Annotated in this window: 14 protein-coding genes; 13 read left to right on the top strand and 1 reads right to left on the bottom strand. The window is 54.2% G+C overall.

Annotation, left to right across the window (positions count from 1 at the left end; all coding sequences use genetic code 11):
- Positions 1-12 precede the first annotated feature (12 nt).
- The 7 genes from DMO17_RS18670 to DMO17_RS18650 all read left to right on the top strand — a co-directional run bounded on the left by DMO17_RS18670 (position 13) and on the right by DMO17_RS18650 (position 8,074).
- Positions 13-564 carry a DUF2975 domain-containing protein gene (locus DMO17_RS18670; protein ID WP_110683987.1) on the top strand — a complete coding sequence of 184 codons (552 nt, stop codon included), beginning with the start codon at positions 13-15 and terminating at the stop codon, positions 562-564.
- A 13-nt stretch (positions 565-577) separates the two neighbouring features.
- Positions 578-790, top strand: coding sequence for a helix-turn-helix domain-containing protein (locus DMO17_RS18665; RefSeq protein WP_110683986.1), 213 nt, complete (start codon positions 578-580; stop codon positions 788-790).
- A gap of 562 nt (positions 791-1,352) precedes the next feature.
- Positions 1,353-1,550 carry a hypothetical protein gene (locus tag DMO17_RS19760; RefSeq protein ID WP_181418823.1) on the top strand — a complete coding sequence of 66 codons (198 nt, stop codon included), beginning with the start codon at positions 1,353-1,355 and terminating at the stop codon, positions 1,548-1,550.
- The gene (locus DMO17_RS18660; RefSeq protein WP_181418822.1) at positions 1,547-3,043 is read left to right on the top strand and encodes a DUF1800 domain-containing protein; all 1,497 of its coding nucleotides are present in this window, start codon (positions 1,547-1,549) and stop codon (positions 3,041-3,043) included. Before DMO17_RS19760 ends, DMO17_RS18660 begins: the two co-directional genes overlap by 4 nt.
- Positions 3,037-4,368, top strand: a complete 1,332-nt coding sequence (locus DMO17_RS18655; protein ID WP_110683984.1) for a DUF1501 domain-containing protein — start codon at positions 3,037-3,039, stop codon at positions 4,366-4,368. The genes DMO17_RS18660 and DMO17_RS18655 overlap by 7 nt, the downstream gene beginning before the upstream one ends.
- 250 nt (positions 4,369-4,618) lie before the next feature.
- Positions 4,619-7,240, top strand: a complete 2,622-nt coding sequence (locus tag DMO17_RS19635; RefSeq protein WP_146224939.1) for an Ig-like domain-containing protein — start codon at positions 4,619-4,621, stop codon at positions 7,238-7,240.
- A 291-nt stretch (positions 7,241-7,531) separates the two neighbouring features.
- Complete coding sequence (locus DMO17_RS18650) at positions 7,532-8,074, top strand: hypothetical protein (protein ID WP_110683983.1); 543 nt, start codon at positions 7,532-7,534, stop codon at positions 8,072-8,074.
- A 60-nt stretch (positions 8,075-8,134) separates the two neighbouring features.
- Here the strand turns inward: DMO17_RS18650 and DMO17_RS18645 are convergent, their stop codons facing one another.
- On the bottom strand, positions 8,135-8,491 hold the full coding sequence (locus tag DMO17_RS18645) for a histone-like nucleoid-structuring protein, MvaT/MvaU family (RefSeq protein ID WP_110683982.1): 357 nt from the start codon (positions 8,489-8,491) through the stop codon (positions 8,135-8,137).
- Positions 8,492-8,738: 247 nt separating this feature from the next.
- On the opposite strand from DMO17_RS18645, the gene DMO17_RS18640 reads away from it, so the two are divergent.
- The 6 genes from DMO17_RS18640 (at position 8,739) to DMO17_RS18620 (ending at position 15,150) form a co-directional block, all read left to right on the top strand.
- Positions 8,739-9,761, top strand: coding sequence for an SH3 domain-containing protein (locus DMO17_RS18640; RefSeq protein WP_110683981.1), 1,023 nt, complete (start codon positions 8,739-8,741; stop codon positions 9,759-9,761).
- A gap of 15 nt (positions 9,762-9,776) precedes the next feature.
- Entirely contained in the window at positions 9,777-10,442 is a 666-nt protein-coding gene (locus DMO17_RS19630) for a hypothetical protein (protein ID WP_146224938.1), read from the top strand.
- A 5-nt stretch (positions 10,443-10,447) separates the two neighbouring features.
- The gene (locus DMO17_RS18635) at positions 10,448-10,900 is read left to right on the top strand and encodes a type II secretion system protein (protein WP_146224937.1); all 453 of its coding nucleotides are present in this window, start codon (positions 10,448-10,450) and stop codon (positions 10,898-10,900) included.
- An 8-nt stretch (positions 10,901-10,908) separates the two neighbouring features.
- Complete coding sequence (locus DMO17_RS18630; RefSeq protein ID WP_110683979.1) at positions 10,909-12,336, top strand: GspE/PulE family protein; 1,428 nt, start codon at positions 10,909-10,911, stop codon at positions 12,334-12,336.
- 109 nt (positions 12,337-12,445) lie between these two features.
- Positions 12,446-13,678 carry a hypothetical protein gene (locus tag DMO17_RS18625; RefSeq protein WP_110683978.1) on the top strand — a complete coding sequence of 411 codons (1,233 nt, stop codon included), beginning with the start codon at positions 12,446-12,448 and terminating at the stop codon, positions 13,676-13,678.
- A complete protein-coding gene (locus DMO17_RS18620) occupies positions 13,675-15,150 on the top strand; it encodes a hypothetical protein (RefSeq protein WP_110683977.1) in 1,476 nt (491 codons plus the stop codon). The genes DMO17_RS18625 and DMO17_RS18620 overlap by 4 nt, the downstream gene beginning before the upstream one ends.
- Position 15,151 lies beyond the last annotated feature (1 nt).

Raw genomic sequence — 15,151 nt, 5'->3', positions numbered from 1 at the left:
TTTGGTGCTTTTATGGTGGGTCGCTCAAATGCGGCGGTGATGCGCATTAAATCCGTCAGTTTGACTGTTTTGATTATCACTTGTTGCTTAATGCCTCTGGTCTTATTGGAGGCTGTACGTTTCTGGTTTTTTAATGAAAATCTTGGGGCGCAACTTGCTGCCTACTTTTCTAGGCCGGTTTCGCTGCAGAACTTATGTGTGTGGTGCCGTTATGTTCTTGCCTTGTTTGGGTTCGCGCCATTTGCTTTGGCAGGGTGGGGTGGTTGGTTTGTGATCAGGCTCTTCTCGGAGTTTCGCAGTGGGCGTTACTTCACGGTGCAGGCTGCTCAGTATGTACGCAGTATCGGTGTAATCATGGCCTTTACACCGGTTTTGCTTATGATCGCGTCGCTGATGATATCCATACTACTGAGCATCTGGGGCGGTTTTGACAGCTATGCTGTGTCTTTAATTTTTCGACCTTACTATTTTTTGTTCATTGTTACTGGTGGGTTGATATGTGCTCTGGGGTGGGTCCTGCTGGATGCAGTTCGTCTCTCTGAAGAGAATGAGCAGTTCATTTAGTTGAGGGATTGGGATGCCGATCGTTGTTGCTCTTGACGTGATGCTGGCCAAAAGGAAGATGCGCTCGAAGGAGTTGGCAGAGCGCATTGGTATCACTGAGCAAAACGTTTCCCTGCTGAAGTCGGGAAAGGTCAAAGGTGTGAGGTTTGACACCCTCGAAAAAATTTGCGAAGTCCTGGAGTGTCAGCCTGGCGATATTCTGATCTATGACGTTAATGATCAGTGAGTGTCATGATGATTTGTGCAGGCTGTGCACTGATTGAGGGTGCCCTTGCGTAGGCTGTTGTAGCGACTCGAATCTTGTATTTTTATTCTCTGAGAAACCGTAGTGTGAGTTTCTCGAATGCGATTATCCCTCATGCAGTCTCTCAGTATGGGGGCTGTCGGAATTGCCGGTGCGGCAATCGTCTATAACACACCGCTTGTAGATTCTCTGCGCAACCCTGTGCCTGGGGCTCAAACAGCTGCTCTGTCTCCCAGCCGCGCTACTGAGCCCGTCCCTGCTGATCTAGCCGCCTACCTCGGCGACTTTCTAAGTAACTCCGACTTACTGACAAATTTTCTTCCGTTGATCTCGGGGCAAGCTCCTGATCCCGGCGGTGACAGTCCGACACAAGAAGGCGTCATTGAAGATCTGCCCGCGGTTGAGAGCAATATGATCTCCCCAGCGGGTGGTCCCGTGAGCGCTCCAGCGGTAGGGCAGTCAGTCAGTGACTCCGGTCTCCAGGAAGACCCGTCATCTCCCGCTCCTGTTGATCTAGACGACACTGCCTCTTTACCTGGCCAAGATGAGCCTCAAACTGAAGAGCCAGAGCCAGAGCCAGAGCCAGAGCCAGAGCCAGAGCCAGAGCCAGAGCCAGAGCCAGAGCCAGAGCCAGAGCCAGAGCCAGAGCCAGAGCCAGAGCCAGAGCCAGAGCCCGAACCCGAACCCGAACCTGAACCTGAACCTGAACCTGAACCTGAACCCGCTCCTGAGCCCCGCTTGATCGAGCAGCTGACGGATGTCGTTGATCTGCTCAACCAGGCCTCAATGGGGCCAACGCGAGCGGCTGTTGCGGAGTTCCAGGCGTTGGGCGCGGAAGATTGGTTCGAAACCCAGAGGGATCTGCCGCAGACCTTGCATTATCCATTGCTCGCGGCGGTGAGTGGCGCGCCGACTATGTTCGAGCGCCTGGATGTCTGGATGCGCGTCGCGCTGACGGCCGAAGATCAGCTTCGTCAGCGCGTGGCATTTGCCCTGAGCCAGCTATTCGTGGTGTCGGACAAGGACACGTTGTCCAGTCAGCAGCTGGCCCTGGCGCACTACTACGATCTTCTGGCCAGACATGCCCTAGGTAACTATCGCGATCTGCTGCTCGATGTCTCCCTGCATCCTGTGATGGGTGAGTACCTGTCGATGAAGGGCAACCAGAAAGAGAACCCCGCACTCAACATCCGGCCGGACGAGAACTACGCCCGTGAGTTGCTGCAGTTGTTCTCGCTTGGCACCGTCAGGCTGGATGACTGGGGGAGGACGCTTGAGGATGCTAACGGCATCGAGATTGCCACATACAGCCAGGCTGACATCGAAAGCATGGCCCGCGTGCTAACCGGCTGGCATTTCAGCAACGCTGAGCGCTTCAACTATCCGGTTCAGCAGAACTGGCTCGAGCCCATGGAGCCTTTCGAGGACTATCACGACGTCGGAGAAAAGACCGTCAGCTTTTGTCCGACATTTCCCGCCGGACAGACCGCTGAGCAGGATCTGCAGGCCGCAGTCGACTGCATATTCAACCACCCTAATACGGCGGTTTTGGTATCGCGCCACCTGATCCACCGACTGGTCACCAGTAATCCGACGCCGGCTTACTTGAACCGTGTGGTTCAGGTCTTCAAGAACAACGGTCAGGGCGTGAGGGGGGATTTGTTCGCCTTAGTCAAAGCCATTCTCATGGACCCGGAAGCTGCCGCGATACCGGCTGATCGAGCCAGGCGAGTCAAAGAGCCTTTGCTGCGGCTGACTCAGGTATGGCGCTTTTTCGAAGCGGCTACCTCAGACCATCGCTACCACCTAGTGGACCCTGACTGGGCCTTCTACCAGGCGCCACTGCGCAGCCCCTCGGTCTTCAACTTCTACCCAGTCTTTCACTACATCGATGCCGGCAAAACCACGAACTATCCCGAGTTCTACCTGATCGATGACCATGCCCTGACGGAATTCACCAACCTCATGACCAACAGCTCTCTATGGTGGAACAGCACGCGCACGCCTATCCCAGGGATGCCGTTTCTGGACCTCGCGCATTACAACGATGCCGCTGATGCAGAAATCCTCTCAGACCTGAATACCTACCTGTTTGCCGGCAGGTTGAGCGCCGAGGTGTTGGACGCTGTGGAAGAGCACTTGGCCAATACCGCAGGTGCCGCTTCACAGCCAACCGATCAAGTGAAAGAAGCAATGACGCTTCTACTGTCCAGTCCGGAGTTCGCCGCATGGTGATTTCTCGCCGCCAGCTGCTGCGTATGATGGCCGCATGCAGCGCCATGCCGTTTGCCGGGCGGCTCGCGCCGGCTCATGCATCCAGTGGCGACTACAAGGCACTGATCTGCATCTTCCTGTTTGGTGGGAATGACAGTTTCAATACCCTGGTCCCATCGCAGTCTGGGGAGTACGCGGCCTACAAAGCCTCAAGGGGCAACATGGCAGTAGCTCAGGCCGACCTGCACGGAAACGACTGGGCTGATCAAGCTGGCCGGCGGGTCGCGCTGCACAAGAGCATGCCGCACTTGAACCAGCTGTTGCTCGATGGTCGCGCGGCTATCGTCTCCAATGTTGGGCCTGTCATGCCGGCGGCCAGCAATGGCTTTCCGTACGGTGTGCCGCGGTTGTTCTCCCACAATGATCAGCAAATGCAGTGGATGACTGCAGCCTATGATCGGCGACTGGAAAAGGGGTGGGCGGGTAAGTTGGGGGATATCCTCAGCAACCCAGGTGGCCTTCCGCTCAACTACACGGTCGATGGCAACAATATTCTGCAGCTGGGCAACTCGAGCTCGCCCTTCATCATGTCGTCCATCAACGGCATCTCCAGCTACGTCAATTTCTACAACGCCAACTGGCCCAACGAAGTCTCCAGGCGTGCCGCCTTCGAGCGCATTCTCGCGGAGCAGTATCCGCGTGGCACAGCCGAATATGCTGCCGGCCTGCAGCGCTCGATGAGGCTGTCGAGAACGCTGGGCGATGCCTTTGCCTTGTCAGCAAACATCTATGACTCGCTATTTCAGGGCGGGGCTCATGGTGCGCTGTCTCGGCAGTTGCTGCAGGTTGTACGTCTTCTGCATGCGCAAAGCGCTCTCAACATGAGTCGGCAGATATTCTTCGTCTCGCTGGGGGGCTTCGACACCCATGATCACCAGCTCTACAAGCACCCCCTGCTATTGGGCCAGCTCGATGCCGCGCTTCAGGGGCTCACCCAGGCGCTGGATGCCATGGGGCTGGCCGACAAGGTCACCACATTCACCGCATCGGAGTTTGGTCGCAGCCTGGTCAGCAATGGTGACGGTACCGATCACGGTTGGGGAGGGCATCACTTTGTCATCGGCGATGCAGTGCGTCCTGGTCTCTATGGGCAACTGCCGGATCTGACACTGGGTAGCCCCGATGACGTAGGTGGCGGTCGGATCATTCCGTCGCTGCCGACAGAGCAATATTTTACTGCATTATTGGAATGGTTTGGTATTAGCAAAGTTGGTCTAGAGACTATTTTTCCATCACTTGCAGCATCAAATGTCGTTACTGATTTTAATAGTTTTATGTTCTGTTGATTGTTACGGGGGCTGTGGGGTCGCAGTTATGCGGCCATATCCGTGGATAATAAAAGGATTATGTTTGATTGAGTGGCTGGCATTTTATATTGCCTGGTTGGGATTTTTATGATGCAATAAATTTGCATCAAATTATATCTTTTGCTGTGTCTTTATTTTTGTGCATTTTTCGGTATTTTGCATGATTTGAAGGGGGCGTTTGAGGGGGGGGTAAGTAATATAGGGGACGGATTTCTGTCTTTGGTGAATCATGAAGTCAAAAATTAATTGTTTTAGCTTTGGCTGCATTGTCGCGACAATGGCAGTGCAAATTCATGCTGCGTCCGAAGTTCATTTGGTCCTGAAGAAGGACCCTCTCATCCCGAAAGATGACTGGGTGCGTGAGTCAATTCGTTATTTTCGTAATGGCGCCCCTACTCCGCCAGGTGGTGGTGGTGCAGGAGGGCAGTCAAGCTTTACTCTTGAAGTATCTCCTGTTGGTGCAAGCACGACTATCTCGAACCCGACAGTAACCGCGAACTTTGCACGCCCAGAGTTTGTTGGTGCGGTAAGATTTGTTCGGGATTTAACTGAAATTTGTTCGGTGAGTGCAACTCCTTTTGAGTGTGCTGACACTGTATCGCTGGTGGAGGGTACGGGCACGGATTACTACGTTACAGCAAAGTTCACCGACAACTCGGAAAATACGAAAAGAATATCTTATTCTTTCCCTTTTAATGATCCAATCCTCACTGCATCTTTCACGCCTGAGAGTGCTTCGTCAAGCACGACTAATATTTCTGTATCAGCTGCTGCAACCGATCCTAGTGGCATCCAGTCTTTGGTTTTTTATGAGGATGGCGCTGAGTTGTGTTCTACTTCAAATACAAGTTTTACCTGTAATGCCTTGCTGAATCTTGCGGAGGGGCAGCAAAAAACGATAAGTGTTGTTGCTACTGATGCAGTAGGACGAGCATCAACTGCAGAAAAAATTTATGCGCTTAGCTTAACGCCGCCGACTGTCTCTGGTACTGTAATGCCAGCTGTTGCTAGCACGTTATCGTCCGCTCCAGAGATTCGCGCTTCTGCTAGTGATTCTAGCGGTATTGAGCGTGTTGAGTTTTATCGTGATTCTAATTTGATATGCACGGATTTCGTCCCGCCTTATGCTTGCACAGACAACGTGACTTTAAGCGAGGGGGGGGCTGCAGAATACATAGTTAGAGCATTTGATCGCGCTTCTCAGTCGTCAGATGCTTCTGTGATTTATGAGCTGCCCTATACCAACCCCAGTCTGTCTCTCTCTACTACACCGCCCCAGGCTAGTACCCTGATAAGTAATCTCGAGCTTAACGCTGTGGCTTCTGACTTGAGTGGTATAAATAGAGTTGAGTTCTTTAAAGGGGGAAGTCTAATCTGTACTGATACCACATCATCTTACTCGTGCTCTGACACGGCTACGTTGGTGGAAGGTCAAGGTGTTACATATAGTGCTATTGCTTATGATAATGTAGGTAAAAGTACCACCAAGTCTTTGTCGTATAATCTTCCTTTTGGTGATCCCGCCCTGTCTTTGTCGATATCTCCATCTCAGGCTTCAACTGCTACCTCGACGCCTAGGGTTACTGCAAATGCTTCGGATATGAGTGGTATAGATCGTGTGGTCTTTTATCGTGCAGGAAATTTGATCTGTACGGATAATGTGGGTCCTTATCAGTGTGATGATATTGTGACTTTGGCTGAGGGGGCTTCTGTTACCTACGATGTCACGGCTTATGATCGAGTTGGAAGAAGTAAGGCAAGCACTATTTCTTATGTTCTTCCTTTTGGGGATCCCACCTTATCTTTATCGATATCTCCATCTCAGGCTTCAACTGCTACCTCGACGCCTAGGGTTACTGCAAATGCTTCGGATATGAGTGGTATAGATCGTGTGGTCTTTTATCGTGCAGGAAATTTGATCTGTACGGATAGTGCGGATCCTTATCAATGTGATGATATTGTGACTTTGGCTGAGGGGGCTTCTGTTACCTACGATGTCACGGCTTATGATCGAGTTGGAAGAAGTAAGGCAAGCGCTATTTCTTATTCAAGGCCTTATGTAAATTACGATCCTAGTGTTGCAGTCTCCTCTGTCTCACCTAATCCCATGACGAGAAGAGTAGAGAATGTTGCGGTTTCTGCTACGGCTTCGGATTCTAATGGAATAAATAGAGTCGTGTTTAGTAGCGGCGCGGCAACCTGTACGGATTACACGTCGCCATACTCATGTACTTTGTCTCTAACGGTTAACGAAGGTAGTAGTACTACTGTGACAGCTACTGCTCATGATAATACTGGTAAATCGGCAAGTGCTTCGACAACGGTGACTGGTGCTGCGGGCGAGCTGCCAACGGTCTCGGTCAGTATTTCGCCATCTACGGTTAGCTCTGCTAATAGCAGTGTGACCGTGACTGCAACTGCAAGTGATACGACAAGTGGTATCCAGAAGGTTGATATTAAGAAGGCCGGCTCGGTGGTTTGCTCGTCTACGACATCCTGTTCGCAGTCAGTTACTATTACTGAGGGACAAAGCGTAAGTTATACTGCGGTGGCAACCGATAATAGTGGTAGAACTAAAGAAAGCTCTTCGGCGACATTAAGCTTTCCCGCTCAGAATCCGACTGCTACTTTGACTCGGGTGAGTGGCACTACTTATAGGTGCACGGGGTCGGATAATGATAGAATAGCTTCCTTCGCTTTCATGCAAAATGGTGGTCTGGTTGGGGGGCCATATACAGCAACTGGCAATACTAGAACGTATATCTATTCGGGGACTTCATTTACTGCTCAATGCTTTGTAGCAGATCCGGGTGGGCGTACTGGTACAAGCAATCTTGTTACGCATCCTTGATTTTTGATTAGATTTTTAATCTAGTCAAAGCCCCATTGGCCAAAAGTCGATGGGGCTTTATTTTAATTCATCGAAATTTTCTATTGAGATGCTTATTAGGTGGCCTAGTGCAGCATTATGGTAGGTGGATATCAGTCACACTGACTGACGGTAATGGTGCCGTTGAGGGCTCGTCTTTTCTGGGGGGGGGGGCTAGCAAATCGACCTAAAGCAGGCGACACTAAGTTCAGTTATGAGTAGCGCCTGTCGGGCGCTCTCTAGTGATCTTTACTTATTGTTGAAGCGCTCGGCATGTCATCGACGGTATCTTTTCAGCGTGTTCAGCGTTATTCGATCTGGTTTTCGAGGATTTCGCTGCTTTTCGGTATTCTGATTCTGTTGCAAAATGTGGTGTTCTGGATTACACCTGGCTCACTGCAGCGTGGTGCGGCGATGCTACTACCTGATGGTACGCCGCATGAGGTCAATGCAGCTGTCATTACGGTAGGCTTTTTTTTGAATGCCTTAGTCATGGGGCTTCTTCTCTGGGCGTGCTGGCAAGCCCATCGATTGTTTCAAGCGTTTGCCAATGGCCAAGTGCTTGTCAGCGCAACTGGTGTGCGTCTATTTCGCATTGGCTTTGCGTTTGCGCTGGTCTTGCCTGGACAAGTGACCTCGACTGCCGTGATCACCCTGTTACTGACGTGGGGCAACCCGGAAGCTCAGCGCTTGGTTGATGTCTCTGTCGACGCCGCGCACCTGAGCATGGCTGTAGCGGGTGCGTTGATGATGGCCGTGGGCTGGGCGATGGGCGAGGCTGCGCGTATTGCTGAGGACAATGCCCAGATCATCTGAGTGCCCTAGGAGTTATACAAAGGCCGCTAGGTGCAGGAGCATCTGGCGGCCTTTTTGATTTTACTGCAGCCAGGTCTCGACCACGTCGGCGCCGAATTGCTCTTTCCACTGCTTCAGCGCTTTGTGATTGCCGCCCTTGGTTTGCACCACTTCGCCGGTTTGCGGGTTCTTGTACACCTTGGTGGCGCGCTCCTTGCGCTTGTCGGTGCTGGTCAGTGGCTTGGCGGCTGCAGCAGCCGGGTCCAGGATGGCGATAATCCCGCCCAGGTTCATCTTGTATTCGCCCATCAGGGCCCTGAGCTTTTCCTCAAACTCCACTTCACGCTTCAGGCCTTCATCTTTTTTCATGGCTTCCAGTTGCTCCAGTTGAGCAGCAAGCTGTGCCTCGAGCGCTTTGAATTGAGCGAGCTTCGACATGCGGTGTATCCCCCGGTTGATGATGGGCGGAGTCTACACAAGGGCGAATTGCACTAAAAGGCTGTTTTCGAGGCGATATTGCGCTTTGCGTCAATCGCCGAATGAAAGTTGCGCGGGGAAAGCGGGGTTCTAGTGTCAGGTAGAGCCCCGTAATCAGTGCAAAACGGCTGCTGTGCACACCTTGCCGGTTACTGAGGGTGGGGGGGGCTGACTATCGTGGCGGCAAGTCCACGAGGGATGTTCAGCCGTGTCGAGTCTTTCTCATTCCATTCGCTATATCGCCATTGCCGCTCTGGCCAGCCAGTGCGGCTTTGTAGCTGCGGCACAGCTGCCCTTTTTATCGAGAATCGATGACGCACGCTACGAGCAACTGATCAAGAAAGGCTCGGTGGCGGAAATCTATAACGAGGCTGTCCGGCTGGAGAACGGCATCGACACTACCCGCGATTATGAAATGGCTGCCCGTCTTTATGAGCGTGCTGCAGAGCTGGGCAGTATCGAAGCCACCAATAACCTGGGTTACCTCTATGAACATGGCCTGGGTGTAGATGTTGATGAAGAGAAAGCGGCCGAACTCTACAAGCATGCCGCCAAGCGCAATTACGCCATTGCTGTTTACAACCTCGGCGTCTTTTACCTGAAAGGCAAAGGCATCAAGCGCGATCTTGAAGAAGGAAAGCGGCTGTTGTTGCAAGCGCGTGCAATGGGCGTTGAGCAAGCGGATTTCTATATCTCTCGGTTCGATCGTATTGCCCGCGATGCCAAGCCGCAGCCGGTGCGTGAAGTACAACAGAAAGTAGCCAGTAACCCGCAGCCGGTTGTTCAGCAAGAGGAGGCTGTGCAGGTAGCCACTGCTGATCTCCCGGTGCAAGTAGAAGAACTCGCTGCCGCGCCTGTAATGGCCGTGCCGATCATGGATGACGACCCTGCATTTATCAATCGCAAGCTCAATGGATTTCTAAATCCATCTTCTCAGGACTTCAGCCTGTATGAGGCTGAGCAGTTACTGCTGAGTATCAAAGATACCGATGCCGAGCGTTACCAGGCCAAGCACCGGATTTTTGAAAAGTTAATGGAACAGCGCTGCCAGCGCATTGCCACCCGAGGCGCCAATGTGCGAGGAGGACCGGGTATCGAATATCCGGTGATTGGGTGGTTGCAACAAGGAGATCGTGTGTGCGCCCTGCGCGAGGTGGAGGGCTGGTCGCAGGTCAATATCTTTCACAAGGTGCCGCACGTAGGTTGGATTTCTAACTCTGTTTTACCCTGAACCCGAGGAACTACCATGAAATTTGCAAAAAAAGTACGCGGTTTCTCCATGCCGCAAATGATCGCCAGTGTGGCCATTGCCTCCGTGCTTACTGCGGTGGGTGCTAACTATTACTGGGATATCGTGGAAGAGGCTTCTACCGTGGGCGACACTCAGTCTATTGAGGTTGTCCGCGATACAGTTGCTCTTACCATGCGGGATAGTGGGGGGTTGCATAAAGTTACTCAGGCATTCGCTGACCAGGCAAACGCACGTGTAAGTGGTCTAAGTTCTGGTGTGGGTAATTTTATCTTGGCAAAGGCTAATGCCTCAACTTCTCCCACTTTCAGCTCTTGGTGGTATGTCATGGCTTTCAAAAAGTCGGATAAGAGTAAGGCTTTGGCTCTGAGTGCTAAGCTTGAAAGTATGTATGACGCGGATGATGGTGATGAGGCGGGTAATGTTGTTTACAATACTGCCTGTAGCAATACGCAGGATTCGTCTGGCACTCCCCAATATTCTGACTGCTTCGTCGCATTTAATTTGATGCGCTCTCCTAACGCCACTTCAGCTGTAGGGCTGGTAAAAACTGACATTACCTCCGCAAAGATCAGCTTTAAGGAGGATGGCGCTCCCCTAGTTGGTACCGCTGAGATTGATGAAGGGTCATCTTCTACTCTCAGCACTTTCCTTTTGAAGTGACGGATATGGCCACTCAACGAGGTTTCTCTATAGTTAGTCTCGTGGCTGCAGTGGCTATAAGTTCTGCCATTATCCTGGTAGGTAGTGCCTACTACCAGGATATGGTTGAAGAGGCTCGCGAAATTTTGATTCAGACTCAAATTAAGAGTCACCTGCTACACTTCAATTTGCATCAGGCTTCGCAGTTTCAGCATTTCAAGAGCGATTACGGTAATTCCATCGATTACCTCGACGACGCTATAGCCGCGGGTCATATCAAGCCGATTCCGAAGGATCAGTTTGCCGATCCCTCCGCTTTGCGCTGGGAGATGGGCAAGGTGCCGCCGCCGGCGAACACCAACTTTGAACCGACCTTCGTGTTGTTCATCGCCTCGAGCAATCCGAAAGATCAGGCACTGATTTCTCGGGTGATCGAAAAGATGTCGTTCGACGACGACGAAATCGAACTGGTCCCCTGAGGGCAACTATGAACAGTCCATTACCACGCAACAACAAGGAGGAAGTTGCCACCCTACAACGCATTCTGCTTGATCAGCACGTGCTTTCGCCTGAACAGGTTGAGCAGTTGAATGAGTACCTGCGCTACGACTCCCGCAATCTGGCGGACATCATTGTCTCGCTGGAAATGGCTCCGGAGATCGAGGTGATTCGAGCCATGGCCCAAGGCTTAGGTGAGATTCATGGCGTGCAGGAAACCGTCAATATCGACAGCCGTACCATCGAGTACCTGGCCAACAATGGCATGCAGCTCTCTGCGCGCGTGTCCTTCGAGCGTGACCAGGTCACCGTAGGTCGAGTAGGTTCCTCGGTACTGGTTGCTACCTCAAACGTCACCTCGGCGAGCAACATCTCGGCCACCCGTTTGTTCTTCGGAGCCATGGGGCTGGATGTGCGCTTTATCGCCACCACGCACATGATGCTCACCCGGCTGCAACAGTCGGTTTACGGCAAGGGCGGCAGCCTGCGCGAGCAAATTCACACCATCATCGCCGACCGCGAGATCTTCAATCGCCGCATTTATCATGTGGTTTGCCTGCTAGTGGAGCTGGCGATGCTCGAGCGTGCCTCGGACATCTTCATTATGCTCGGGCTCAACGATGAGCTGTCTTCGGTCTACTTCAAGGTCGGACAGGTCAAACGCTTTGCCCTGGCGGCGCCCACCTGGGCGATCGAGAGCATCAGCAAGGCCATCAAGCTCGATGCCGGCATGGATTCCGGACGATACATCGGGCATGACGATGGCGCCCTCTTGGTGCCGATCTTCCGCGGGCGCTACCGGGTCAACCTGCGTGTTTCCAGCATCACCACTGTCTCCGGTCAGCAACTGACCCTGCGTCTGCAGAATGAGTCCTCTGCCAGCCGAACACTGGTTGAGCTGGGCTTCAGCGAGCAAGACGCGGAGCGCCTCAAGCGCGCGGTGATGACCAAGCAAGGACTGGTCGTGCTCTCCGGCTCCACCGGTTCGGGCAAGACCACCACGCTGTACACCCTGCTCAATTTCTTCGATGTGGATCGCTACAACATCATCACCATGGAAGACCCGGTGGAAATCCGGCGTCGCGGTATTAATCAGATCCAGATCAACGACCGAGCTGGGCAGTCCTTCCAGGACTCCATTCGCAGCTGCCTGCGCCAAGCGCCAGACATTCTGCTGGTGGGGGAGGTGCGCGACCGTGAAACTGCCGAGAGAGCGGTAGAGGCTGCGAACACCGGTCACCTGGTGCTTTGCACTATTCACGCGAACGGCGTGCACAAAATACAAGACCGCCTCGCTGAATTGGGTGTGTTAAATGCCCAAGCCTTCATGAACAACCTGACAGTGGCCATTCATCAGGCCCTTCTTCCAGCAGCCCACGGCGTACGTCTCGACTACCAGCTGCTGATCAATCACTAAACCACCTGACGAAACGGAAAGAGCAGAAATGGGGATTTTCTCGTTACTTCGTCGCGGTGAAAAACTTCGCTACCTGGTGCCTGAGTCCGTCTACGTGACGGAAATCCGGATGGCGAAGGGGCTCAAATACCGCGAGCAGTGTGCTGCCGTTCAGGAGCACCTGAAAAAGATTGGCTACAGCCACTACCGGCACAGCTTCCACATCCTGCCGGACAACAAGTGCGAAGTCGTGTGCTTCGAATACAGCATGCGTGACCTGCTGGTGCAGAACGTCGACTGCGTCGGCGTTTATTCGCTGGCGCGCGCACTGGTCAACAAGCTGGCCGACAAAGGTGCGAAAACCGTGGCCGTGGCGCTCGAGCGCTTCGGCATCGTCGCCATCTTCAACCACGGCAAGCTGGCCGAGTACGTGGTGGTGGAGCAGGAGAAGCAGGCCGTCGAGCTGGAGCTGCGTCGCCTGTTCAAGTTCCGCCAGGTAGCGGGCACCGCCGATACCCTGGTGATCAGCGACGGCAGCCTCTCGACCTTCGAAGCCATCATTGTCGACCTGGACAAAGACCATCGCTTCAAATATCAGCGCGGCGACTACGTGTTCCGCACTCGCTGGTATGCCGGGCGGCGCAACCGCGTCTATCACCAGCTGGCTCGCAACACGGGCGGTGCGCGCAATGGCGCCAGCAACGCCAGCGCTAACGCCAGCGCGGTTGCGGCTGCCCAGAGCGCCATCTGGCAGGACTTCATGCTCATTGGTGTGCTGCTCATTCTCGGTCTGGTCAACATCATGGTCGCCGTGAAGCTGGTGTTCATGGACGAGAAAGTCACTGAGCTGGTCGGCCGCATCGACGCATTGGCCGAGCAGCAAGTGGTGCTGGAGAAGTCCCAGCGCCAGGACGCCGAAGACCGCATGGGCCGCCTGCATACCTCGCTCGAGCGCAAGATCGCCAGCGTGCTCAAGGAGATGGATCGCAGCGGCAAGACCCTGCAGGAATCCCTCGCCAAGCTCGAAACCAGCAAGCCTGTGGTGGATGGCTACGTTGGCCCCTACAACGATGCAGAGCTCAACCGCCTGATCAACGCTCCGGCGCAGCCCTCCGAACCTGAAGTGCCTGCCGAGCCAGCCGAGCCCGAGCCGGACCCGGTAAGCATCACCGTTCTCATGCGCAGCGGCAGCAGCATCCTCTGCATGGTGCGCCAGGGGCGTACCAGCCAGACCGTGCGCCTAGCCGACCAACTGCCCGTGCGCCTGCCCGATGGCAGCGAACTGCTCTATCAGCGCTCCACCAACCGGGTGGTGCACAAGCAGGGCGATGTCCTGACCACGCTCAAGCTGGATTACTCATGATGCGATATCTCATCCTCATCCTGAGCGTGCTGCTTTCGGCCTGCGCCAAGTTGCCCGACTCAGACCAATACGCCGACCCGCTGGTGGCCGAGCCCGGCTCGCTCAACAGCAAGATCCTCAGCGACTACAGCGAAGCCAGCAGCATCATGCCGCAAGAGAGCGTGATCTATCAGGTGGACCTGGAATCCAAGGACTTCGTAGGCCTGCCGCAGCGAGTGCTCGACCTGGACATGTCCAGCGTGCCGTTCTCCGTGGCCCTCAACGAGATCGCTCACCAGCTCAACGTGGGCATCCTCAACGATGCCAGCAAGGAGGCCAACGCGCGCGAAATCAGCGGCGTGAAGATGGTCGCCCCGGTGGCGGAGATCCTCCCGGCGCTGGAGAAGTACGCCAACGTCGACATCTTCTACCGCAACAAGACGCTTTATGTGGCGGACCGCATGACCATCCAGGGCTCGTTCTCGCACCTGGAAAGTCAAGGCGTCGAGGCGCTGGCCTCGCTGAAGAAGCACCTGGAAAAGGTGCTGGGCAAGAACAGCGAGGTGCTGATCGACAACCTCACCGGTGCTTTCTCCATTGCCAGCGATCCCAACACCCTGCGCAAGAGCCGCGGCATCGTTGAGAACATGATCAACGAGGCCACCGCCTATTCGCTGCTGCGCCTGAACATCTACAAGATCAACAACAACCGTGTGCGCGAGTTCGGTGTCACGGTCGAGGCCCTGGTCGACGATGTGATGAAGCTCAGCGCTGGTGCCGTGCCGGGCAATGCCAACTCCACCCTGAAGACCCTGCTCTCGCATGTGAAGGAGTCCACCACGGGCGAGGATGGCAGCACCATCATGACCAAGGGCATCAAGGCCAACCTCGAGGCTCTGGAAGAGGCGGGCATCATGCACTCGGTCGCCTCACCGACGCTGATGCTGTTCAACGGCATCAAGTCCGAGCTGTCCAACCTACGCAAGGTCGGTGCCTGGGTGCCCGGCGAAGTGCAGCAGCAGAACCAGTTCCAGGATGGTGGCGGTAATGTCGCGGTGTACACCGAGGGACGCCCGACCTTTGAGGAGGAAGAGGTGGGTACCAGGCTGCGCCTGCTGCCGAGGGTCGACCTGAGCAACAAGCGTGTGCACCTCAACATTCTGTATAGCGAGTCGAACATCTATGCGGAAACCCAGACCACCTGGAACCGCACGATCAACGATGACACCAACGTTATTACCCTGTCCAAGCCGCTCAAGCAGGAAGCCAAGATCAGTACCCGCGTGATCCTGGAAGACGGCCTGTACCAGGTGGTGTCCGGCTCCAAGCAGAAAGAGGTCAACCTCAGCGCCAGCGGCCTGCCGGGCAGCGAATACACCGGCGGAACTCTGGGCAAGGAAAGTGGCAAGACACAGATCAGCGATACCCTAATCGTGGCTCGCGCCTACTTCCCGCAGTTCTACCGTGTGCACACGGTCGGCAAGATGGAGTGAT

Origin of the sequence: Aquipseudomonas alcaligenes, assembly GCF_003205495.1 — a bacterium.
GTDB lineage: Bacteria > Pseudomonadota > Gammaproteobacteria > Pseudomonadales > Pseudomonadaceae > Aquipseudomonas > Aquipseudomonas alcaligenes_B.
The sequence above is the reverse complement of the archived record's forward strand: the minus strand, read 5'-3'. Positions and strand labels throughout refer to the sequence as shown.

Coding starts and splice junctions, on each gene's coding strand:
- DMO17_RS18670 (WP_110683987.1), top strand. CDS start 13: ATGGTGGGTCGCTCAAATGCGGCGGTGATGCGCATTAAATCCGTCAGT.
- DMO17_RS18665 (WP_110683986.1), top strand. CDS start 578: ATGCCGATCGTTGTTGCTCTTGACGTGATGCTGGCCAAAAGGAAGATG.
- DMO17_RS19760 (WP_181418823.1), top strand. CDS start 1,353: ATGAGCCTCAAACTGAAGAGCCAGAGCCAGAGCCAGAGCCAGAGCCAG.
- DMO17_RS18655 (WP_110683984.1), top strand. CDS start 3,037: ATGGTGATTTCTCGCCGCCAGCTGCTGCGTATGATGGCCGCATGCAGC.
- DMO17_RS19635 (WP_146224939.1), top strand. CDS start 4,619: ATGAAGTCAAAAATTAATTGTTTTAGCTTTGGCTGCATTGTCGCGACA.
- DMO17_RS18650 (WP_110683983.1), top strand. CDS start 7,532: ATGTCATCGACGGTATCTTTTCAGCGTGTTCAGCGTTATTCGATCTGG.
- DMO17_RS18645 (WP_110683982.1), bottom strand. CDS start 8,491: ATGTCGAAGCTCGCTCAATTCAAAGCGCTCGAGGCACAGCTTGCTGCT.
- DMO17_RS19630 (WP_146224938.1), top strand. CDS start 9,777: ATGAAATTTGCAAAAAAAGTACGCGGTTTCTCCATGCCGCAAATGATC.
- DMO17_RS18635 (WP_146224937.1), top strand. CDS start 10,448: ATGGCCACTCAACGAGGTTTCTCTATAGTTAGTCTCGTGGCTGCAGTG.
- DMO17_RS18630 (WP_110683979.1), top strand. CDS start 10,909: ATGAACAGTCCATTACCACGCAACAACAAGGAGGAAGTTGCCACCCTA.
- DMO17_RS18625 (WP_110683978.1), top strand. CDS start 12,446: ATGGCGAAGGGGCTCAAATACCGCGAGCAGTGTGCTGCCGTTCAGGAG.
- DMO17_RS18620 (WP_110683977.1), top strand. CDS start 13,675: ATGATGCGATATCTCATCCTCATCCTGAGCGTGCTGCTTTCGGCCTGC.